This is a genomic window from Aliinostoc maniaoense (genome assembly GCF_058172895.1).
Genome location: NZ_CP187952.1, coordinates 4204200 through 4220458, shown reverse-complemented (window position 1 = coordinate 4220458; position 16259 = coordinate 4204200). Strand labels below are relative to the sequence as shown.

Annotated in this window: 19 protein-coding genes; 4 read left to right on the top strand and 15 right to left on the bottom strand. The window is 40.7% G+C overall.

Annotated features, from left to right (window positions below):
• Window positions 1-167 precede the first annotated feature (167 nt).
• The 7 genes from mltA to ACPZ3T_RS18265 form a co-directional block, all read right to left on the bottom strand.
• Window positions 168-1382: a murein transglycosylase A gene (gene mltA / locus ACPZ3T_RS18295; RefSeq protein ID WP_490270897.1), complete on the bottom strand. Its 1215-nt coding sequence runs from the start codon at window positions 1380-1382 to the stop codon at window positions 168-170.
• Between the two features lie 1581 nt (window positions 1383-2963).
• A complete protein-coding gene (locus ACPZ3T_RS18290) occupies window positions 2964-3191 on the bottom strand; it encodes a DUF6887 family protein (RefSeq protein ID WP_490270895.1) in 228 nt (75 codons plus the stop codon).
• A complete protein-coding gene (locus tag ACPZ3T_RS18285) occupies window positions 3175-3318 on the bottom strand; it encodes a DUF6888 family protein (protein WP_490270893.1) in 144 nt (47 codons plus the stop codon). Before ACPZ3T_RS18285 ends, ACPZ3T_RS18290 begins: the two co-directional genes overlap by 17 nt.
• Before the next feature lie 394 nt (window positions 3319-3712).
• Window positions 3713-4270, bottom strand: coding sequence for a peroxiredoxin (locus ACPZ3T_RS18280; protein ID WP_490270892.1), 558 nt, complete (start codon window positions 4268-4270; stop codon window positions 3713-3715).
• A gap of 66 nt (window positions 4271-4336) precedes the next feature.
• Window positions 4337-4471 carry a hypothetical protein gene (locus ACPZ3T_RS18275; RefSeq protein ID WP_490270890.1) on the bottom strand — a complete coding sequence of 45 codons (135 nt, stop codon included), beginning with the start codon at window positions 4469-4471 and terminating at the stop codon, window positions 4337-4339.
• Window positions 4468-4716: a regulatory protein SipA gene (gene sipA / locus ACPZ3T_RS18270; protein ID WP_490270888.1), complete on the bottom strand. Its 249-nt coding sequence runs from the start codon at window positions 4714-4716 to the stop codon at window positions 4468-4470. Before sipA ends, ACPZ3T_RS18275 begins: the two co-directional genes overlap by 4 nt.
• A gap of 30 nt (window positions 4717-4746) precedes the next feature.
• Complete coding sequence (locus ACPZ3T_RS18265; protein ID WP_490270887.1) at window positions 4747-5739, bottom strand: glutathione S-transferase family protein; 993 nt, start codon at window positions 5737-5739, stop codon at window positions 4747-4749.
• Between the two features lie 232 nt (window positions 5740-5971).
• On the opposite strand from ACPZ3T_RS18265, the gene ACPZ3T_RS18260 reads away from it, so the two are divergent.
• Both ACPZ3T_RS18260 and ACPZ3T_RS18255 read left to right on the top strand, forming a co-directional pair.
• A complete protein-coding gene (locus ACPZ3T_RS18260; protein ID WP_490270885.1) occupies window positions 5972-6556 on the top strand; it encodes a pyridoxamine 5'-phosphate oxidase family protein in 585 nt (194 codons plus the stop codon).
• A gap of 691 nt (window positions 6557-7247) precedes the next feature.
• The gene (locus ACPZ3T_RS18255; protein ID WP_490270884.1) at window positions 7248-8126 is read left to right on the top strand and encodes a LysR family transcriptional regulator; all 879 of its coding nucleotides are present in this window, start codon (window positions 7248-7250) and stop codon (window positions 8124-8126) included.
• 239 nt (window positions 8127-8365) lie between these two features.
• On the opposite strand, the gene ACPZ3T_RS18250 is transcribed toward ACPZ3T_RS18255, so the two are convergent.
• Window positions 8366-9316, bottom strand: a complete 951-nt coding sequence (locus ACPZ3T_RS18250) for an AAA family ATPase (protein WP_490277263.1) — start codon at window positions 9314-9316, stop codon at window positions 8366-8368.
• Between the two features lie 429 nt (window positions 9317-9745).
• Here ACPZ3T_RS18250 and ACPZ3T_RS18245 point away from each other — a divergent pair, with 429 nt between their 5' ends.
• Together ACPZ3T_RS18245 and ACPZ3T_RS18240 are read left to right on the top strand one after the other, a co-directional pair.
• A complete protein-coding gene (locus tag ACPZ3T_RS18245; protein ID WP_490270883.1) occupies window positions 9746-9922 on the top strand; it encodes a hypothetical protein in 177 nt (58 codons plus the stop codon).
• 67 nt (window positions 9923-9989) lie between these two features.
• A complete protein-coding gene (locus ACPZ3T_RS18240; RefSeq protein ID WP_490270882.1) occupies window positions 9990-10388 on the top strand; it encodes a hypothetical protein in 399 nt (132 codons plus the stop codon).
• 121 nt (window positions 10389-10509) lie between these two features.
• On the opposite strand, the gene ACPZ3T_RS18235 is transcribed toward ACPZ3T_RS18240, so the two are convergent.
• From ACPZ3T_RS18235 to cpcB, 7 genes are all read right to left on the bottom strand, one after another.
• Window positions 10510-11601 (bottom strand): DUF4350 domain-containing protein, encoded by a 1092-nt coding sequence (locus tag ACPZ3T_RS18235; RefSeq protein ID WP_490270880.1) that lies wholly within the window; start codon window positions 11599-11601, stop codon window positions 10510-10512.
• Window positions 11598-12209 (bottom strand): DUF4129 domain-containing protein, encoded by a 612-nt coding sequence (locus tag ACPZ3T_RS18230; protein ID WP_490270879.1) that lies wholly within the window; start codon window positions 12207-12209, stop codon window positions 11598-11600. The genes ACPZ3T_RS18235 and ACPZ3T_RS18230 overlap by 4 nt, the downstream gene beginning before the upstream one ends.
• Before the next feature lie 305 nt (window positions 12210-12514).
• Window positions 12515-12760, bottom strand: a complete 246-nt coding sequence (cpcD, locus tag ACPZ3T_RS18225) for a rod-capping linker protein CpcD (protein WP_490270877.1) — start codon at window positions 12758-12760, stop codon at window positions 12515-12517.
• 15 nt (window positions 12761-12775) lie between these two features.
• A complete protein-coding gene (locus tag ACPZ3T_RS18220; RefSeq protein ID WP_490270876.1) occupies window positions 12776-13648 on the bottom strand; it encodes a phycobilisome rod-core linker polypeptide in 873 nt (290 codons plus the stop codon).
• Window positions 13649-13694: 46 nt separating this feature from the next.
• Entirely contained in the window at window positions 13695-14504 is an 810-nt protein-coding gene (locus ACPZ3T_RS18215; RefSeq protein WP_490270875.1) for a phycobilisome rod-core linker polypeptide, read from the bottom strand.
• 116 nt (window positions 14505-14620) lie between these two features.
• Window positions 14621-15109: a C-phycocyanin subunit alpha gene (gene cpcA, locus ACPZ3T_RS18210; RefSeq protein ID WP_490270874.1), complete on the bottom strand. Its 489-nt coding sequence runs from the start codon at window positions 15107-15109 to the stop codon at window positions 14621-14623.
• 73 nt (window positions 15110-15182) lie between these two features.
• Window positions 15183-15701: a C-phycocyanin subunit beta gene (gene cpcB, locus ACPZ3T_RS18205; RefSeq protein ID WP_490277262.1), complete on the bottom strand. Its 519-nt coding sequence runs from the start codon at window positions 15699-15701 to the stop codon at window positions 15183-15185.
• Window positions 15702-16259: the final 558 nt, after the last annotated feature.

The window sequence follows — 16259 nt, the reverse complement described above, 5'->3', positions numbered from 1 at the left end:
CGTAATTCGTAATTACAGCAGATTTGATGTTGATGAGGTATAGCAAGTGATTGGGAAAAGTAATGAGTAATGAGTAATAAATTTACTCATTACTCATTACTCATTACTCATTACTTATTACTTATTACTCACTACTTATTACTGAGCTAAAAATTACGAATTGGAATTTATTTTAACAGGAGGTAGTAAATAGAACCAGTAGTAACCGTAATGCCTGCGCGATCGCCTGCTAAGTCACCATAGCCTAAAAAATAATCTACTCTGCCAGGCCCCTTGATAGCACTGCCTGTATCTTGATCTAAAACAAAACGGCTGACTCTGCGATTGACTAATTTTCTACCCCGTTCAGGATAGGGAAATGTAGCATTAATTACTGCTAACGCCCCAGGAGGCATAATCGATTTATCTGTCGCAATGGAACGTTCTGGTACTAGCGGCACGCTAATACTACCTGTAGCTGGTTCGCCTCTCGTTTCTTTGAAGAAAATAAACCTTTCCCAGCGTGGTAGATAATTATCCATTGATTTGGGGTTTTTCTGGAAATAACGGATAATTCCTGGCATATTTAATTCTTCTTTGGAGAGTTTGCCATCTTGAAATAACAATCTGCCAACACTTGTCCAAGGATAATCTGTTCCGCGTACAAAGCCGACGCTAGTTTGAGTTCCATCAGTCAAGTTAAGTTTGGCTGAACCTTGGATGTGAATCATGTATGCTTGAAAGCGATCGCGTAACCAAAACATTTCTAAACCATTTAATCGGCTTTTCTTCCCCAATAAGCCGTCTACTCCTTCTAATTCCACCCGTTTAGGATGAGGTTTAGGCCATTGCTCAAAGTCTGCGGGTAGGCGATAAATGGGATATTTGTATTGTGCGGTGCGGGTGCGACTGGCTTGATAAATCGGTGCGTAGTAAGCAGTAAACTTGACTCTACCTTGATTATCATCACCCACTGATTTATAAAATGCAAACTCACGCCTAACAGATGCTTGCAATTGTGCAGGGGATTTGGCTGTAGCTACCAACTGGCGAAAGCGTCTTAAACTGCGGCGTACTCTATCGAGGGTGATTTCTTTGATAGGGTAATTATTATAAGCTGCGATCGCTTTTGGTGTATTTAAATAACTCAAACTATTGTCAATTGATTTTAATAGAGATTGGCGATCGCGTTTTAAACTGCCATGACCAAAAAATAATTGCTCATCCCAACCCAAACAAGCACGCGCAGGTTGACAAGTACCAATATCAACTCGTTTTAACGCTGGCGTTACCTGAGATGGTGGTGCTGATGGTTGGGGTGTTACCTGACTCACAGCGATTGGTAACGGGTTGAAAAGTGCAATTCCCAAACCCAAGGAAAATAAAGCCAGTGGTTTTTTCATATCTAACAGAATCTCAGATGCACATCTTTAGAGATGTTTTTATCACACACTAAGACCATTGTTTCTAACTTTAGTTTCCCATACAGTAGAAAAATCAAACACTCTCCATGAACTTTTTCTTAGGTGATACAGCAGGTTTCCGTCCCCGCAAAGGGGAATAAATGGAAAACACGGCGGATAAAAACGCCATTGATGAAGCAGCGATGTTTCCGTCCCCGTGAAGGGGAATAAGTGGAAAACATTGAGTTAGGGTAATTATACCACTTGTTGTTTATAAGGTTTCCGTCCCCGTGATGGGGAATAAGTGGAAAACAGGTTTCTTTATCCTTTTTCTCAGCCATGACTCAAGTTGTTTCCGTCCCCGTGAAGGGGAATAATTGGAAAACATCGCCCGATGCAGCGAGTTCCTTAACATCTGTGTTGGAAACGTTTCCGTCCCCGTGAAGGGGAATAAGTGGAAAACTAGAAACTTATATCTCATAAGGAGATTTTCATTATGGTACGGTTTCCGTCCCCGTGAAGGGGAATAAGTGGAAAACTTTTGTTGTTTCTGCCCCTGCATTTGCAGGTGTTCCTGTTTCCGTCCCCGTGAAGGGGAATAAGTGGAAAACCCTGCCTTTATAGAAACCTTACTGTGACTGAGTTTGAAAGGGTCATTTTTGCGGGGGGTGTAAATTACCTGTCAACAAGCTGAAATTATTGATAATAACCTACCTGTTTAACCCACTCAAACCCTTGCACAGCAAGCGATTCGCGGGGGTCTACGAAATAATCAGAGTTTGAGCGATCGCCCTACCCCCACGAATGCCATTTCTGCAACAAAAATTTACAGAAGTAATAGGAAACTTTTGAATTAAATTTTCAAGGTTCTGTGGTTATTTGGGGTATATCTTATCAATGAATCTGAAAAATTCCAAGCTAATCTTGCAAAAGCAATATAAATCTTTACTTTTTCAGTAACGTAGGGTGTGTGACGGCAGCGATAAGATTAAAAACATCACCCATATATTCAACTTGCCGTCACGCACCAAACAGATATAAGAGCCTATTTATAAAGTAAATATTAAGTAGGGTGTGTTACGGCAGTGTGAGGATTTGAGTATGCGCGAAAGTATGAATTGCCCTTATATCTTGCACCATTCTAAAAAGCCCTAAAAAACCGGGTTTCTGAACGAAAGATTAAGGTTTTAAGCTGAGGGATTTGCAAGAAACCCGGTTTTTAACCGAGGTGCAAGACGTGAGTATAGCAATTGGCAATGGTTTAATCTCATGTTTCTGCAAAAGGATTAAAAACCATAATCTCTATCCGATCAAAATCTTTTTCATTACGAGTAACCAAAGTATAGTAGACGTAGGGTGTGTGACGGCAGCGATAAGATTTAAAACATCACTCATATATTCAACTTGCCGTCACGCACCAAGCAGATATCATTAATTTGAACCGGGATAAAATCACCGTAGCTAGTGGTATTTAAGACAAAACCATCAAAATCTGGCGATTCCAGTTATGAGTCTGGAGTTAGCTTTTTTGCATATTGAGTTAAACACAGAAAAATTAACCTAAATTATCTCGGTAACGCCTTATTTATCGTCACTATTTCCCGCATCAATTCTCTGTTTAATCACTTCGTCAGCTATGCGAATATTTTCCTCTACTCGTGTTCCATCTGCTGTAGCCAGTGGAGGCATAGTTTTCCATTTTAGACTAGGATGATGAAACAGCGCACGCACAGCTTCCATATCATCACGGTGTGCTAAGACATATTTTCTTAACTCAGGTACACTCATCTGTTCAAAGTTCGGTTTCATCTACAAACCTCCAAGGTTCATGAGAGGGTACGATAATTTGTATGTCCTCACCTGCCAAAATATATACATCTCCAGTTTTTTCATCAAATCTAAACAACCGGATATCACGATAGCAGTTAGACAACATTTGACAAACTATGAAACAAGTTATAGCTTGCTGGGAATTGGGATATATAATCTTTTCCTCAATTGTGACATAAATAATATTAAATCTTAAATTGTGACACAATCCCTTCAAGTAGGGTGTGTGACGGCAGCGATAAGATTCAAAATATCACTCATATATTCAACTTGCCGTCACGCACCAAGCAGATATAAATGACGATATCAGTGATATAGACGTAATGATGTAGACGTAGGGTGTGTGACGGCAGCGATAAGATTTAAAACATCACCCATGTATTCAACTTGCCGTAACGCACCAATATTATACGGTGCGTTACGGCTACATATCATTTGGTAAAACCTTCAAATCCTTACATAGCCGTAACACACCCTACTTAATATTTACTGATTACTCATTACGAAGCTTGAGATTGTAACTGCTCCAACCTTGCCAAAACCTCTGTACTGTGGATAGTAGGGTTAACTTTAACAAAAGTTTCCCGCAGGATGCCTTGGGGGTCGATAATAAAACTATGACGCATGGATAAAAATCCCAACCAAGAACCGTAAGCTTTACTGACAGCACCAGTAGTATCAGCTAAAAGAGGAAATTTTAGCCCCTCAGAATCACAAAACTCAGCATGGGAATCAATATCATCAGCACTGACACCAACTATCTCCACATTTTTCTCTAAATATTTTGGTAAATCTTGCTGAAACCGACGAGCTTCAATAGTGCAACCAGAAGTAAAGTCTTTGGGATAAAAGTAAAGTACTACCCACTTACCACGCAAATCAGACAGAGCAAGTTTACCATCACCTGTATTTGTCGGCAGGGTAAAGTCTGGTGCAGGTTGATTAATTGCTGGGAGTGTACCGCCAAGTGCATGAGCAACAGGGGCAAAATTTAACCAACTAATCACCGCAAAACAACTAACTAATAAGATGTTCAAAAAATGGCGACGAAAAATCATGATATAGACAAGATTGACAACTTTACATAAGTTTACAATTCTTGTCTAAAAAATGGGTACTGGGAATTAGGGATGAGGAACTAGGGAATTAAGAAAAAATTCTCCCTTGTCTCCCTTGTCTCCCTTGTCTCCCTCGCCAAAGTTCTGTAATTTTGAATTTTGAATTTTGAATTTTGAATTAATTAGCCCCCTGCCCCTCACTCAGTATTACCATCATCACTTGCTAACGGCTCTGTACTTTCGAGATATTGACTATCTAAAAGAAAAGCTCCCTTAGCAAACCGAATACCCCAATATCCACCAGGACGACGGTCAAGAACTATACCTTCTTCCCCTACTTGAATGATATCAGCAGGGCGTAACATGGGCATGGGATCGGCTGTTTTGAGATACGGCGGCAAGGTAACAACTCGGACTTTACTACCAATGGTAAATTCTTTAGACATTACAAACTATCTATGTATATTTTTCACGGCTTAATTTAAGTATGATATATCAGGGCCAGAAGGAATAATGCCACCAGGATTGAGGGGGAAAAGATTTCCATAGTAATCTCGTTTGACACTTTCTAAATCGCAAGTATCAGCGACACCTTGGAGTTGATATAAATTACGTAAATATACACTCAAATACTCATAATCTTGGATGCGACGAAGGTTACATTTAAACAAACCGTAATAAACAATATCAAACCGGAATAAAGTGGTGAATAGTCGCACATCCGCTAATGTTACCTGCTCACCGCAAAGATATTTACTATGAGCTAATACCGCTTCAATTTCATCAAGAGTGATAAATAGCTGCTCGCAAGCTTGGTTATAAGCGGCTTGGGTTTGAGCAAAACCACAACGATAAACTCCATTGTTGACATAGGTGTAAATTTTCTCATTCCAAGAGTCAATTTTCTGTTTTAACTCCTCTGGGTAAAGGTTGAGGGTAGGATTTACAGCAAACTGATTAAATTCAGAGTTGAGCATGACAATAATATCTGCACTCTCATTATTCACAATGGTTTGAGTTTGCTTGTCCCATAATACCGGCACTGTAGAGCGTCCATTGTAACCGGGTTGACCTAGGGCATATAATTCAGCCAGAGTAGAACAATTTTCCTCTGGGGTGTCAAATACCCAACCACCGGAAACCGCAGAGGGAGAAACTACAGATACTGATATAGTTGATTCTAGTCCCTTTAAGGCGCGAACTACTAGGGTGCGGTGCGCCCAAGGGCAACCCATGCCTACATACAAGGTATAACGTCCACTTGCTGGTGGATAGGGGCTATTTTCACTAGATTGAATAAAATGCCTAAATTCGCTAGGAGGACGAATATACTCACCTGATTGATTTCGGGGGGCAAGTTTTGACATCATGATCTGCCAAAGGGTTGTCCAAACAAATTTTCCCATGCCAATGATCAGCTTTGGCGGTAAAGACTTGCCTTTTTTGTGAGTCTTAGTAATATCAGTCATGATTTTTTGATGTTATGGCTTACCCCTGATAGAATGCTAGCGGATTTGTTAGGCAACTAGTGAGTTTGTAGTAAGGACTTTAGTCCTTATTTGTTCGCGGAGCGTCTCGAAGAGAGAACTAAAGTTCTCACTACAAACCTCTAATTATTTACCTCATTCTACTTAGTAGTTAGCGATCGCACTTTAAAATACTTCTAGCTTCATCATCCCCTACTTTCTATTTTTTGAGTGTATGGCTAAAGTTTTTGACTGTATTACACCACAACTGCAAGAGTTTATTACCACTCAACAAATATTTTTTGTGGCTTCTGCACCCTTAAGTGCTGATTGTCATGTTAATCTCTCACCTAAAGGATTAGATTGTTTCCGCCTCATTTCTCCCCATCAAGTCGCTTATCTTGATTTAACAGGCAGTGGTAACGAAACTTCAGCCCATCTAGCAGAAAACGGGCGGATTACTTTGATGTTTTGCGCTTTTGAAGAACCCCCTTGTATTTTACGTCTTTATGGCAAGGGTAAGACAATTTTACCAAGTTCCCCTGATTGGGATTCCTTGTATGCTTTGTTTCCTCCAATTCCGGGAACTCGTCAAATTATTGTTGTTGATGTAGAACGAGTGCAGACATCCTGTGGTTTTGGTGTGCCACTTTATGAATATAAAGGTCAACGAGATACTTTAGTCAATTGGGCAGATAAAAAAGGAGAACAGGGAGTTAAAGATTATCAACAACAGAAAAATATTGTTAGTATTGATGGTTTAGTAACTCCACTGAGTACATACAGCACTTTTGAAGTAAGTGACGTACACCATGAGTAATGAGTAATGAGTAATGAGTAATGAGTAATGAGTAATGAGTAATGAGTAATGAGTAGTGAGTAATGAGTAGTGAGTAATGAGTAATGAGTAATGAGTAATGAGTAGTGAGTAATGAGTAGTGAGTAATGAGTAGTGAGTAATGAGTAATAAATAATCTAATTTTTTTACTGATTATACTAATTCTCTATCAATTTGCGCCAAATAAATGATGTAGAGACGTTGCATGCAACGTCTCTACAGTACAGAATAAAGCGCATCTTCATCAAGAAACGCTATTACTTTTTCCATCAGTTACTTTACCTCATAAACATCGAATCTGCTGTATGAACTACGGGAGGTAAAAGTGGTGTGGATTTTCTTCTCGGTTTAATGATTAATTATTTGATTAACATGAATTTTGTTGAGATATAACAGCAATATTTTTAGTAATTCTTGCCGGAATTTTAGTAGAAATTCCTGGCAGCGATTATTTATCAATATTATGGTATTAGGTGTTTCTATGTCTTTAGATTGTAGACATCTAATATCATCTTGCATAAGATGATTTCTGGTTGTTATTTAGTTAAGATGACTGCAAGAAAGTTTGTATTAAGAAGAAAATTAAGGATACAGGCAGGAACAAATTTTCTCAAACTCATTTGGAATAGGAATCAAGTAAATTATTGTATAAATTTAACCTCATAGATTGTCCATGAAAATTTCCCAACTTCGCGCCGTAGTTGCAGTAGCGGAGCGCGGCAATTTCAGTGAAGCAGCTTTAGAATTACAACTTACTCAACCGGCAGTTAGTCATGCGATCGCTACTTTAGAGGATGAACTAGGTGTACCATTATTTGCTAGAGGTCGTTATGGTGCAGTTTTGACACCTGCGGGGGAGAGGGTTTTACATCATGCTCGTCAAGCAATGCAGCATCTAGAGATGATGCAGCAAGAAGCCAACATCCATAAAGGCTTGCGTGGCGGCCATGTCAGGATAGCAGCATTTCGCAGTGTAGCTACTCATTTATTACCAAAAGCGATCGCACAGTTTCATGACCAATTCCCAGATGTTTGTGTCACCATTATCGAATGTTTTTCTTACCTTGAAGCAGAACAATGTTTACGTGATGGACGTGCTGATTTAGGTATTACTTATCTGCCTACAAGCGATGAATTTAAAGTGTGGGAAATTATGCGGGATGAGTATATAGTTTTACTCCCACCAACAGCCAAAATTAGCAATTTAAAAATTACTTGGGAAGATATAGAAGGGTATTCACCAGTTATCTTGACTTGCTTACCCGGTGAACAAGCTTTACATGATCACTTAAAGCAAGTAGCACCCTTCATTCATACCAAAAGCAATATTCAAGATGAATCTACCATTGTCAATTTAGTCAATCAAGGATTAAGCGCAGCCATCCTACCACATTTAGCAGTTGTAGCGATTCCTCCAGAAGTGCAAGTATATAGCTTACCCCAACCTTTAGAAACCGTCATAGGAATAGCAGTTTTATCTCATTGTTTACATATTCCTGCTGTGTCCAAGTTTCTGGAAATGCTTAAGAACTTCGATTTTCACACTCATTAAAAATTGGGCATGGGGCATTGGGCATTGGGCAATTCAATTTTGGATTTTGGATTTTCAATTTTGGATTGGATTTCAATCTAAAATCCCAAATCTAAAATCTAAAATTCTTTCCCTTGTCTCCCTTGTCTCCCCTGTCTCCCCTGTCTCTCCTGCCCCCTAATTTTGAATTTTGAATTTTGAATTTTGAATTAATTAAGCCCCCTGCCTTATCCCAACGACAATTTTTAACGCCAACCTACTTACCTTGGTACAGGTACTTGGTTCATGACTGAAGCAATTACAGTATCAATTTGTAAACCATCTAACATTGCTTCCGGCTTGAGAATTAAACGATGGCGCAATAAAGGTAAGGCAACTGCTTTAACATCATCTGGGGTGACAAAATCTCGCCCTGCTAACCAAGCGGCAGCTTGGGAAGTTTGTAACCAAGCACCGGCAGCGCGGGGTGATGCACCCAAAGCTAAATCAGCATTCTGGCGCGAGGTTCTCACTAATGCTAATAAGTAGTCAATAATTGCCTCTGAGACTTGAATGCTTTTAACTGCTTGTCTTGCTTGTAAAATTTCTGCTACCGTTGTTACTGCTTGCAAACGGTTAATTTCTAAACGTCTTCCAGCAAAACCACTCTGACGATTTAATAACATTTGCTTTTCGGCAGTTTGGTCGGGATAATCTACTACTAGCTTGAATAAAAACCTATCTAGTTGCGCTTCTGGTAAAGGATAAGTCCCTTCAAATTCTAGAGGGTTTTGTGTCGCAATCACCCAAAATAAATCCGGTAATGGCAAGCTTTCACCATCCAAGGTAACTTGCATTTCTTCCATTGCTTCTAATAAAGCTGCTTGTGTCTTGGGGGGAGTGCGGTTAATTTCGTCTGCTAATAAGACTTCCGTAAATACAGGCCCTTTCTTCAAGGTGAAACTGTGACTATTTAAGTCAAAAATATTTGTCCCGGTAATATCTGAAGGTAAAACATCTGGTGTGAGTTGCACCCGACGGAACTCAGCTTGGATGAGTTGAGCTAATACTTTCACAAGGAGAGTTTTACCAGTTCCCGGCACACCTTCTAAAATAATGTGTCCGCCTGATAATAGTCCTATGAGTAATTGCTGTACTAAGGTAGATTGTCCGACAATGATTTGGTTAAGCTTTTCGCCCAGCTGAATTAGGACTTGATGGGTTTCACTCATAAATTTTGATGGCACAAAGGGGAGAGTGTCAAAATCGCTTTCAATTATGGCTGTTCTCACCTCAGTGTGTTCCTTAACTTTGCATAAATTATGACAAATTGGGCAGGGGGCAGGGGGCAGGGAGCAGGGGGCAGGGGAGCAGGGGGCAGGGGGCAGGCTGTTGACTCTGTACCTTTTTTGGGATTTTGTCCATGCAAAAAATGTGCGTAGTTACGATGGCTGAAACTGTGTTTTGAGAAGGCTTTGAGGCACAAATTAAACATCGCGTACAAAATTACTAAAAACCGCCCAAATTTCAACAAAGTCAACAGCCTAGGCAGGGGGGCAGGGGGCAGGGGGTAGGCTGTTGACTCTGTACCTTTTTTGGGATTTTGTCCATGCAAAAAATGTGCGTAGTTACGATGGCTGAAACTGTGTTTTGAGAAGGCTTTGAGGCACAAATTAAACATCGCGTACAAAATTACTAAAAACCGCCCAAATTTTAACAAAGTCAACAGCCTAGGCAGGGGGAGACAAGGTAGACAGGGGAGACAAGGGAGACAAGGTAGATTATTTTTCAATGCCCAATTACGAATTACGAATTACGTAGCTTGCTTTACTGCGTAACGCTCCGCGAACTCGCTTTGCGAATATTACGAATTAGCTTGATTTAGTGACCACACGATTCAGTTTCGTGACTAATGCAATTGATTTAGTCACCACACAATTGAGTTTTGTGACAAATGCAATTGATTTAGTGACCACACAATTCAGTTTTGTGACGAATGCAATTGATTTAGTGACCACACAATTCGGTTTTGTGACGAATGCAATTGATTTAGTGACCACACAATTCAGTTTTGTGACTAATGCAATTGATTTAGTGACCACACAATTCAGTTTTGTGACGAATGCAATTGATTTAGTGACCACACGATTCAGTTTTGTGACTAATGCAATTGATTTAGTCACCACACGATTCAGTTTTGTGACTAATGCAATTGATGTTGTTGGCAGTTCTTCTCATTCACCTAAATTATCAGGATCTATTCCTAACGCTTTTAATTGTTCTGCCAACTTTTGGGCGCGTTGAGCCTGTTGTTGTGCTTGTTTAATTTGTTTTTAATCTAAGAAACACTTTTTTCTTCCCCTACACCCCTACACCCTTATACCCCTACACCCCTACAACCTTACACCCCTACACCCTTACACCCCTACACCCCTACACCCTTTTTAATTATTCGCCATTTTGCTAGCCAGTTAAATAATTCTTGCTGACTTAGTCGGCGTTTGCGGGTTTGTAGTTTTAATACTGTGTCTAACTCTAATGGGTTTTTACCTGTTTTTTCTACCCAAAGGTTGAGTAAGGTTTGGGGTTCTAGGGGGACTGAGCCTAAGCCTAGGGCTTTTTGGAGTTGTAATTGTTCTTCTTTGCCAATCATTTCAATTACAAAGTCGCTGGTTTCGGCTTTTTGTAATACTCCTGCTAGAGCTTGGATATATGCTTCACTATTATCTACTACTGGTGTCTGTAAGGCTGTTGGTTGACCAAAACGGCGATTTTGTGACCAAATCAAGACTAACAATAAAATACCTATCTGCACTAAGACGAGTAATAAAGGTGTTTTGGCTAAATAATCAATGAGGTTGGTTTGACCTTCTGTTTGTTTGATATCATCGTCTTTGTAGCCGTGAATGTATTCATCTATAAATAATTTTTTGCCTTTTTGGTTAACTAAACTGGCTAGATATTGAAAATTATTTAAGTCGTCTTGGTAGGCGTTGGCGGCTATGTAGGGAGTAGTTGCAAAGGTGATTTTACCTTGTTTGTATGTATCATGCCAAACTATAGCTCCGAAATTATCACTTAAAGAAATGTTTTCTGGTTGGGCTTTTTGATAACGTCGGCGTGTAGCAATCTTGACTTTGCCTACTGGTGATGTTGGGGAGGTGTGAAAGTCAGCTTGACTAACGCGCGATCGCACACCTAAAATTACTAAATGATTGCCTTGTTTTAACCATTCCTGCTCATCAGGTAATAAATCTGGTTGTCTTAAATAACTCATCACTCTCAGCAGGGTAACGGGTTGTTTTTCGGTTTTGAGTTTTTCTAGGGGTTTTTGCCAACGTTGAATATTTGTTCCTTGCTGCTGCATATAAGCATACCAAGCACCATAACCATCAGGGGCGCGGCTATAGCTAGAACCTATGTAAAGTTTAGTGCTGGGAGCAGAAATAAAGCTTAATATAACTATAACGACGATGGCGATCGCACCTAACCAAACTTGACGTTTTGAGGATTTCATTTGTCTGTAATCTCCCGATAAGCTTGGCGACACTGTTGATAATTTTCTGGTAACATCTCCCCATTGCCAAAACACAATTGTTCATGAGTCGTAATCAAAGTTTCGTAGGGTTGAATGGGAGTTTGACTAGATGATCTGAGCAATTGTAGATATTCGGCATCAGTGCGACTAGGTTGATGCAAGAGAATTTTGGTATCGTGTAAATGTTGCAAAATCGCTAAATACAGACAACGACAGGCTTCACGGTAGTTACCTTGACTGTACAATTTTTGCGATCGCTCTAATAAAGTTGTGATTGAGACATTTTCAGTAGATACCCTTGACCGATAATTAACAGAATTAACGTTAGTTCCCAGCCACGCATATAAATAAGGGCTAAATTCTCGCCATAAACGCCAAATTACTATCGCCACAGCTAAAGCAATTATCAACCAAAACAAAAAATTCAATAAATTAGCCAACCAAGGGCTGAGTTTCCAGTCAGGAGACAATTCTGGTAAAACTCGATCAAAACGGTAAGACTCGTATTCTAACCATTCTCCTATTTGTTGTCGCAACTGAGACAGTTGCCAGTCCCAAGTAGTTTTAGTAAAAGTTTCCGTAGACATAAAACCAATGCAAAAGCAAGCGTAGCGGTATTATAAATTACAAATTAACGTAGTGTGCAACGTTCTCTCAAACCTAACCCCCAACCCCTTCCCTACAAGGGAAGGGGAGCAAGATTTAAAGCCTCTCTCCTTGCAGGGGAGAGGTTTGGAGAGGGGTTTGAAAAATAAGTTGGACATCGTGTGAATTACGAATTAATAAATCCCTTCTGCCTTCTGCCCTCTGCCTTCTGCCTTTCTTTGATAAAAAACTGGGCGTAGAAAATTTTACTTTTCCACACCCAGGTAAATTATATGAGCATTGCTATTTAGTTTTCTGATTCACCTTCAGTTGCAGTGACTGCACTTAAGGGACGGATGCCGACAATCTTGCCGCCTAGACGGCTAATGCGTCGCATCTCATCATTCATGCGGCTGTAGGGGACTTGAATCAAAATTGTGCTGCTGTTGCGAACCGGATACTTATTGTTATCGGTTTGGTCGTTTTGCCGTAATCCTTCTACTTCATAGACAAAAACGCGATTGTCTGAAGCTGAACTTGACACTGCTAGCATTTTGTGTTCTATCTCCTATTGGGCAATGGTGATGCTGGCTACCTTACCGCCTAGCTTATTAATTTGCTGGAGGGTATTAGATAGCTGTTCGTAGGGGACGATGAACTCTTTATTGCTCCGACGAACTTTAGGATATCTGGGTAAACTGATACTCGTAACTTCAATGCGGTAGAGACGTGCGCTAGAACCCAGTGAGGATCTGCCAAAGGTGCGACTTGGTGCAGTTCCTTGTTTGGAGGGTTGGTAAGCCCAACCTTCACTACCACCAGAAGGAGCAATGATAGCTGTAGCAGTGTTTGTGGCTAAGTCAGCAGCTAAACGAGAATTATTTCCTGATAATTGAGCGCGATCGCTATTAGCATAACCCCGATAAAGGCGGAACATCCGGGTAAAGCCAACGGTTCTTTGACCAACTCCGGTGGTGACGAGATCACGGTAATAGGGAACGATCGCATCACCAAAGTAGGTATCATATTCTACAGAATCGATATAAGAATCGATGTCTGCATCGAAACCTTGATTTTGGTAGCGATCGAGATGTTCAATTACTTCTGCCTCATCGTAGGGAGCGCGTCCCAACAAATGTTTACAATTCAACTCAATTACCCTAGTTTGAAAATTGGGGTAAAGGAATTTGGTTTTGTATAATTCTGATTTAGCAACTCCTCGGACAAAATCTCGAACGTTGATTTGACCGTTGGTGAGTAAAGACTCTAGACTAGTCAAACGTTCTGACTGCATCAGGTAATCGTTGCCTAAGACCTGACGATAAACTGCTTGAATGACAATCTTGGCATCTTCTGGTGTCCAGTTTGGTCGCAGTTCAATTGGGCTGGCTTGGTCAAAAGCCGTAGTTCCCAAACGAGATGCGGCGGTGGTAATTGCCATCTAATAATTCTCCTTGTAAACTTAATATTGCAAATTGTTGATTGGTTCAGGCAGGAGAAATATTTACTACTCGGCTACCTCTTTGGTTGAGCCGTTGTAGGGTTGGTGAGAGTTGGTCATAAGTGACTAAATACTCACTCATGCTACGCCGGATTTGGGGAGTGCGTCCTCTATCTGCTTGCATAAACCGCACGCGGTAAAGCTGTCCGCGATCGCCTGCCACAGTACCAGTCAGTCCCCGGCCGAAGCTGGGGGTCTGCACTGGACTAGCCAAATTCCGAGCTAGATCCTCAGTTAACCACGCAGATTTATTTTTACCTTGGGCGCGATCGCTATTAGCATAGCCCCGGTATATCTGAAACATCCGGTTAAAGCTGACGGTTTTCTGCCCTAGTTGAGTTTCAAAACCTCGATAATAAGGAACGATCAATTCGCCAAAGTTCTCTTGATATTCCAGTGAATCTATATAAGAATTGATTTCTGCCTCGTATCCTTCCTGAGTATAGAGATCGACATGGTAAGCAATCTCTGATTCATCAGCAGGCGCACGACCAAGCAGATGTTTGTAATTCAATTCGATGAAGCGGACTTGGGGTGTGGAGTAAAAGAATTTTTGCCGATATAACTCAGATTGTGCTAACAACCGGACAAATTCCCGCACAGTGATGTTATTTTGCTGCAATAGTGACTCTGCACTGGTGAGGCGTTCGCTTTGCATCAAGTGGTCATTGCCAAACACTTGACGATAGGCAGCATGAATGACTGCTTTTACATCCTCACTAGCTCGCAATTCTGTAGGAGCAGTGTTAGCAAATGGCTCAAATCCCAAGTGGCTGGCTACTGTAGAACTAGTCATGACTGATCTCCTTAATTTCTGCCAGGAAAAAACAAGCCCAGAACCCCAAAAAACTGTCTACGCTAGTAAAAATTAGCATTCACAGCCTTGAGTTGTTCTGGGCAACAGGAAACCCTCTAGCTTAGAGCGTTGATTGCGTAGTCAATGTAGGAATTTGCTTCTACAGCAGGATCGCCACTCAAACCATGATTAGCTTTGATGTATTTGAGAGCTTCAACGTACCAGCTAGGAGACAAATCAAAAGTACGGTTGATTTCTGCCAAACCACCAATTAAGTAGTCATCGAGAGGGCCTGTACCACCTGCAATTAGACAGTAGGTGATGATGCGAATGTAATAACCAATGTCCCGCGCACACTTAGCTTTACCTGTGGGAGTGGAAGCGAAGTTATTACCCTGCATTTGGGTGGTGTAGGGGAACTTTTGATATACTGCATTAGCTGCACCATCAGCTAAACTTTGTGCTTTAGAGCTTAAACCTTTAGCTGCATCTAAGCTAGCAGTTGCTTGACGGAAGCGACCAAAAGCCACTTGAAGTTCTGTAGAGCTGAGAAAGCGACCTTGAGAATCTGCGGTAGCGACTGCTTCGGTTAAAGGTGTTTTCATGCTGATTATCCTTTCAACAAATATGTAAACTTGTGGGGCAGAAAGTAGAAATAATGAAGTGATGAGGAGTTTACTAGCCGACTGCGGCAGCAGCACGATCAAAGTAACTGCCCAATTCAGCCATTAAGGAGCTACAGTCACCACGAGTAACACCATTGGGGTCGTTAGCAATTGCGATCGCAGCTTCTTTCATTTTGCTTACGCCAGTTGCTACGGAAGCACCAGGAACACCCAAAGCTTGATATGTTTCCCGAAGACCATTCAAACAGCGATCGTCTAAAACGCTAGCATCACCTGCAAACACAGCGTAGGTAACATAGCGCAAAATGATTTCCATATCGCGCAAACAAGCAGCCATGCGACGGTTTGTATAAGCGTTTCCACCAGGTGCAATCAACTGGGGTTGCTCTGCAAACAATGCCCGTGCTGCGTTAGCAACGATGGTGGAAGCATTGCCGGTAATCCGGTTGACAACATCCATCCGTTTAGCACCAGCAGCAACCATTTCTTTTAGTGCATCGATTTCGGCATCGCTGACGTATGCGCCTCTTGTATCAGCCTGGGAAACTACTTTAGTAAAAGCGTCAAGCATTCCAGCATCTCCTAAGTTATTACTATGCTGTGGATTCCAATTTGGTTCAAAGCCTGATTGTTGATTCGCTTTAGCATAGTTATTGATTGCCAAATAGTTCCACCATCATCAGAACACAACTAAACTGCACCTAGGGAGTTATACTCACTGGGAAATTAGGGTTAATTCAAACCCACACAGTTAGCTAGCTGCAATTAACCGACGGCACAGCTATCAATCAATACTGCTAATATCTACAACAACCATTTTTCTAAGACTCAAAACCCTAAATTATGAAATGGGCAATCATCAATTTCTCCGAAACTGAATCCCCTTCATCCAGGGCAGAGAGTGCAGTGGTTTTTTGAACCTGAATTTGATTAAAGCAATCCGTTTGTGCAAATTTTGTGCAATTTTAATTTTGTCTCCAAAGAAATGGTTAAAAAATATTAAGGAAACTCTGAAACTCTGTCAGCGCAAGGATTTATTTTATTTTCTTTTTGTTTTTAGAATTAAAATATTGTTACTTTTAGTAATATTTGGAAACAATTGCTTCAACAGTGATTAGTTATCAGTTAA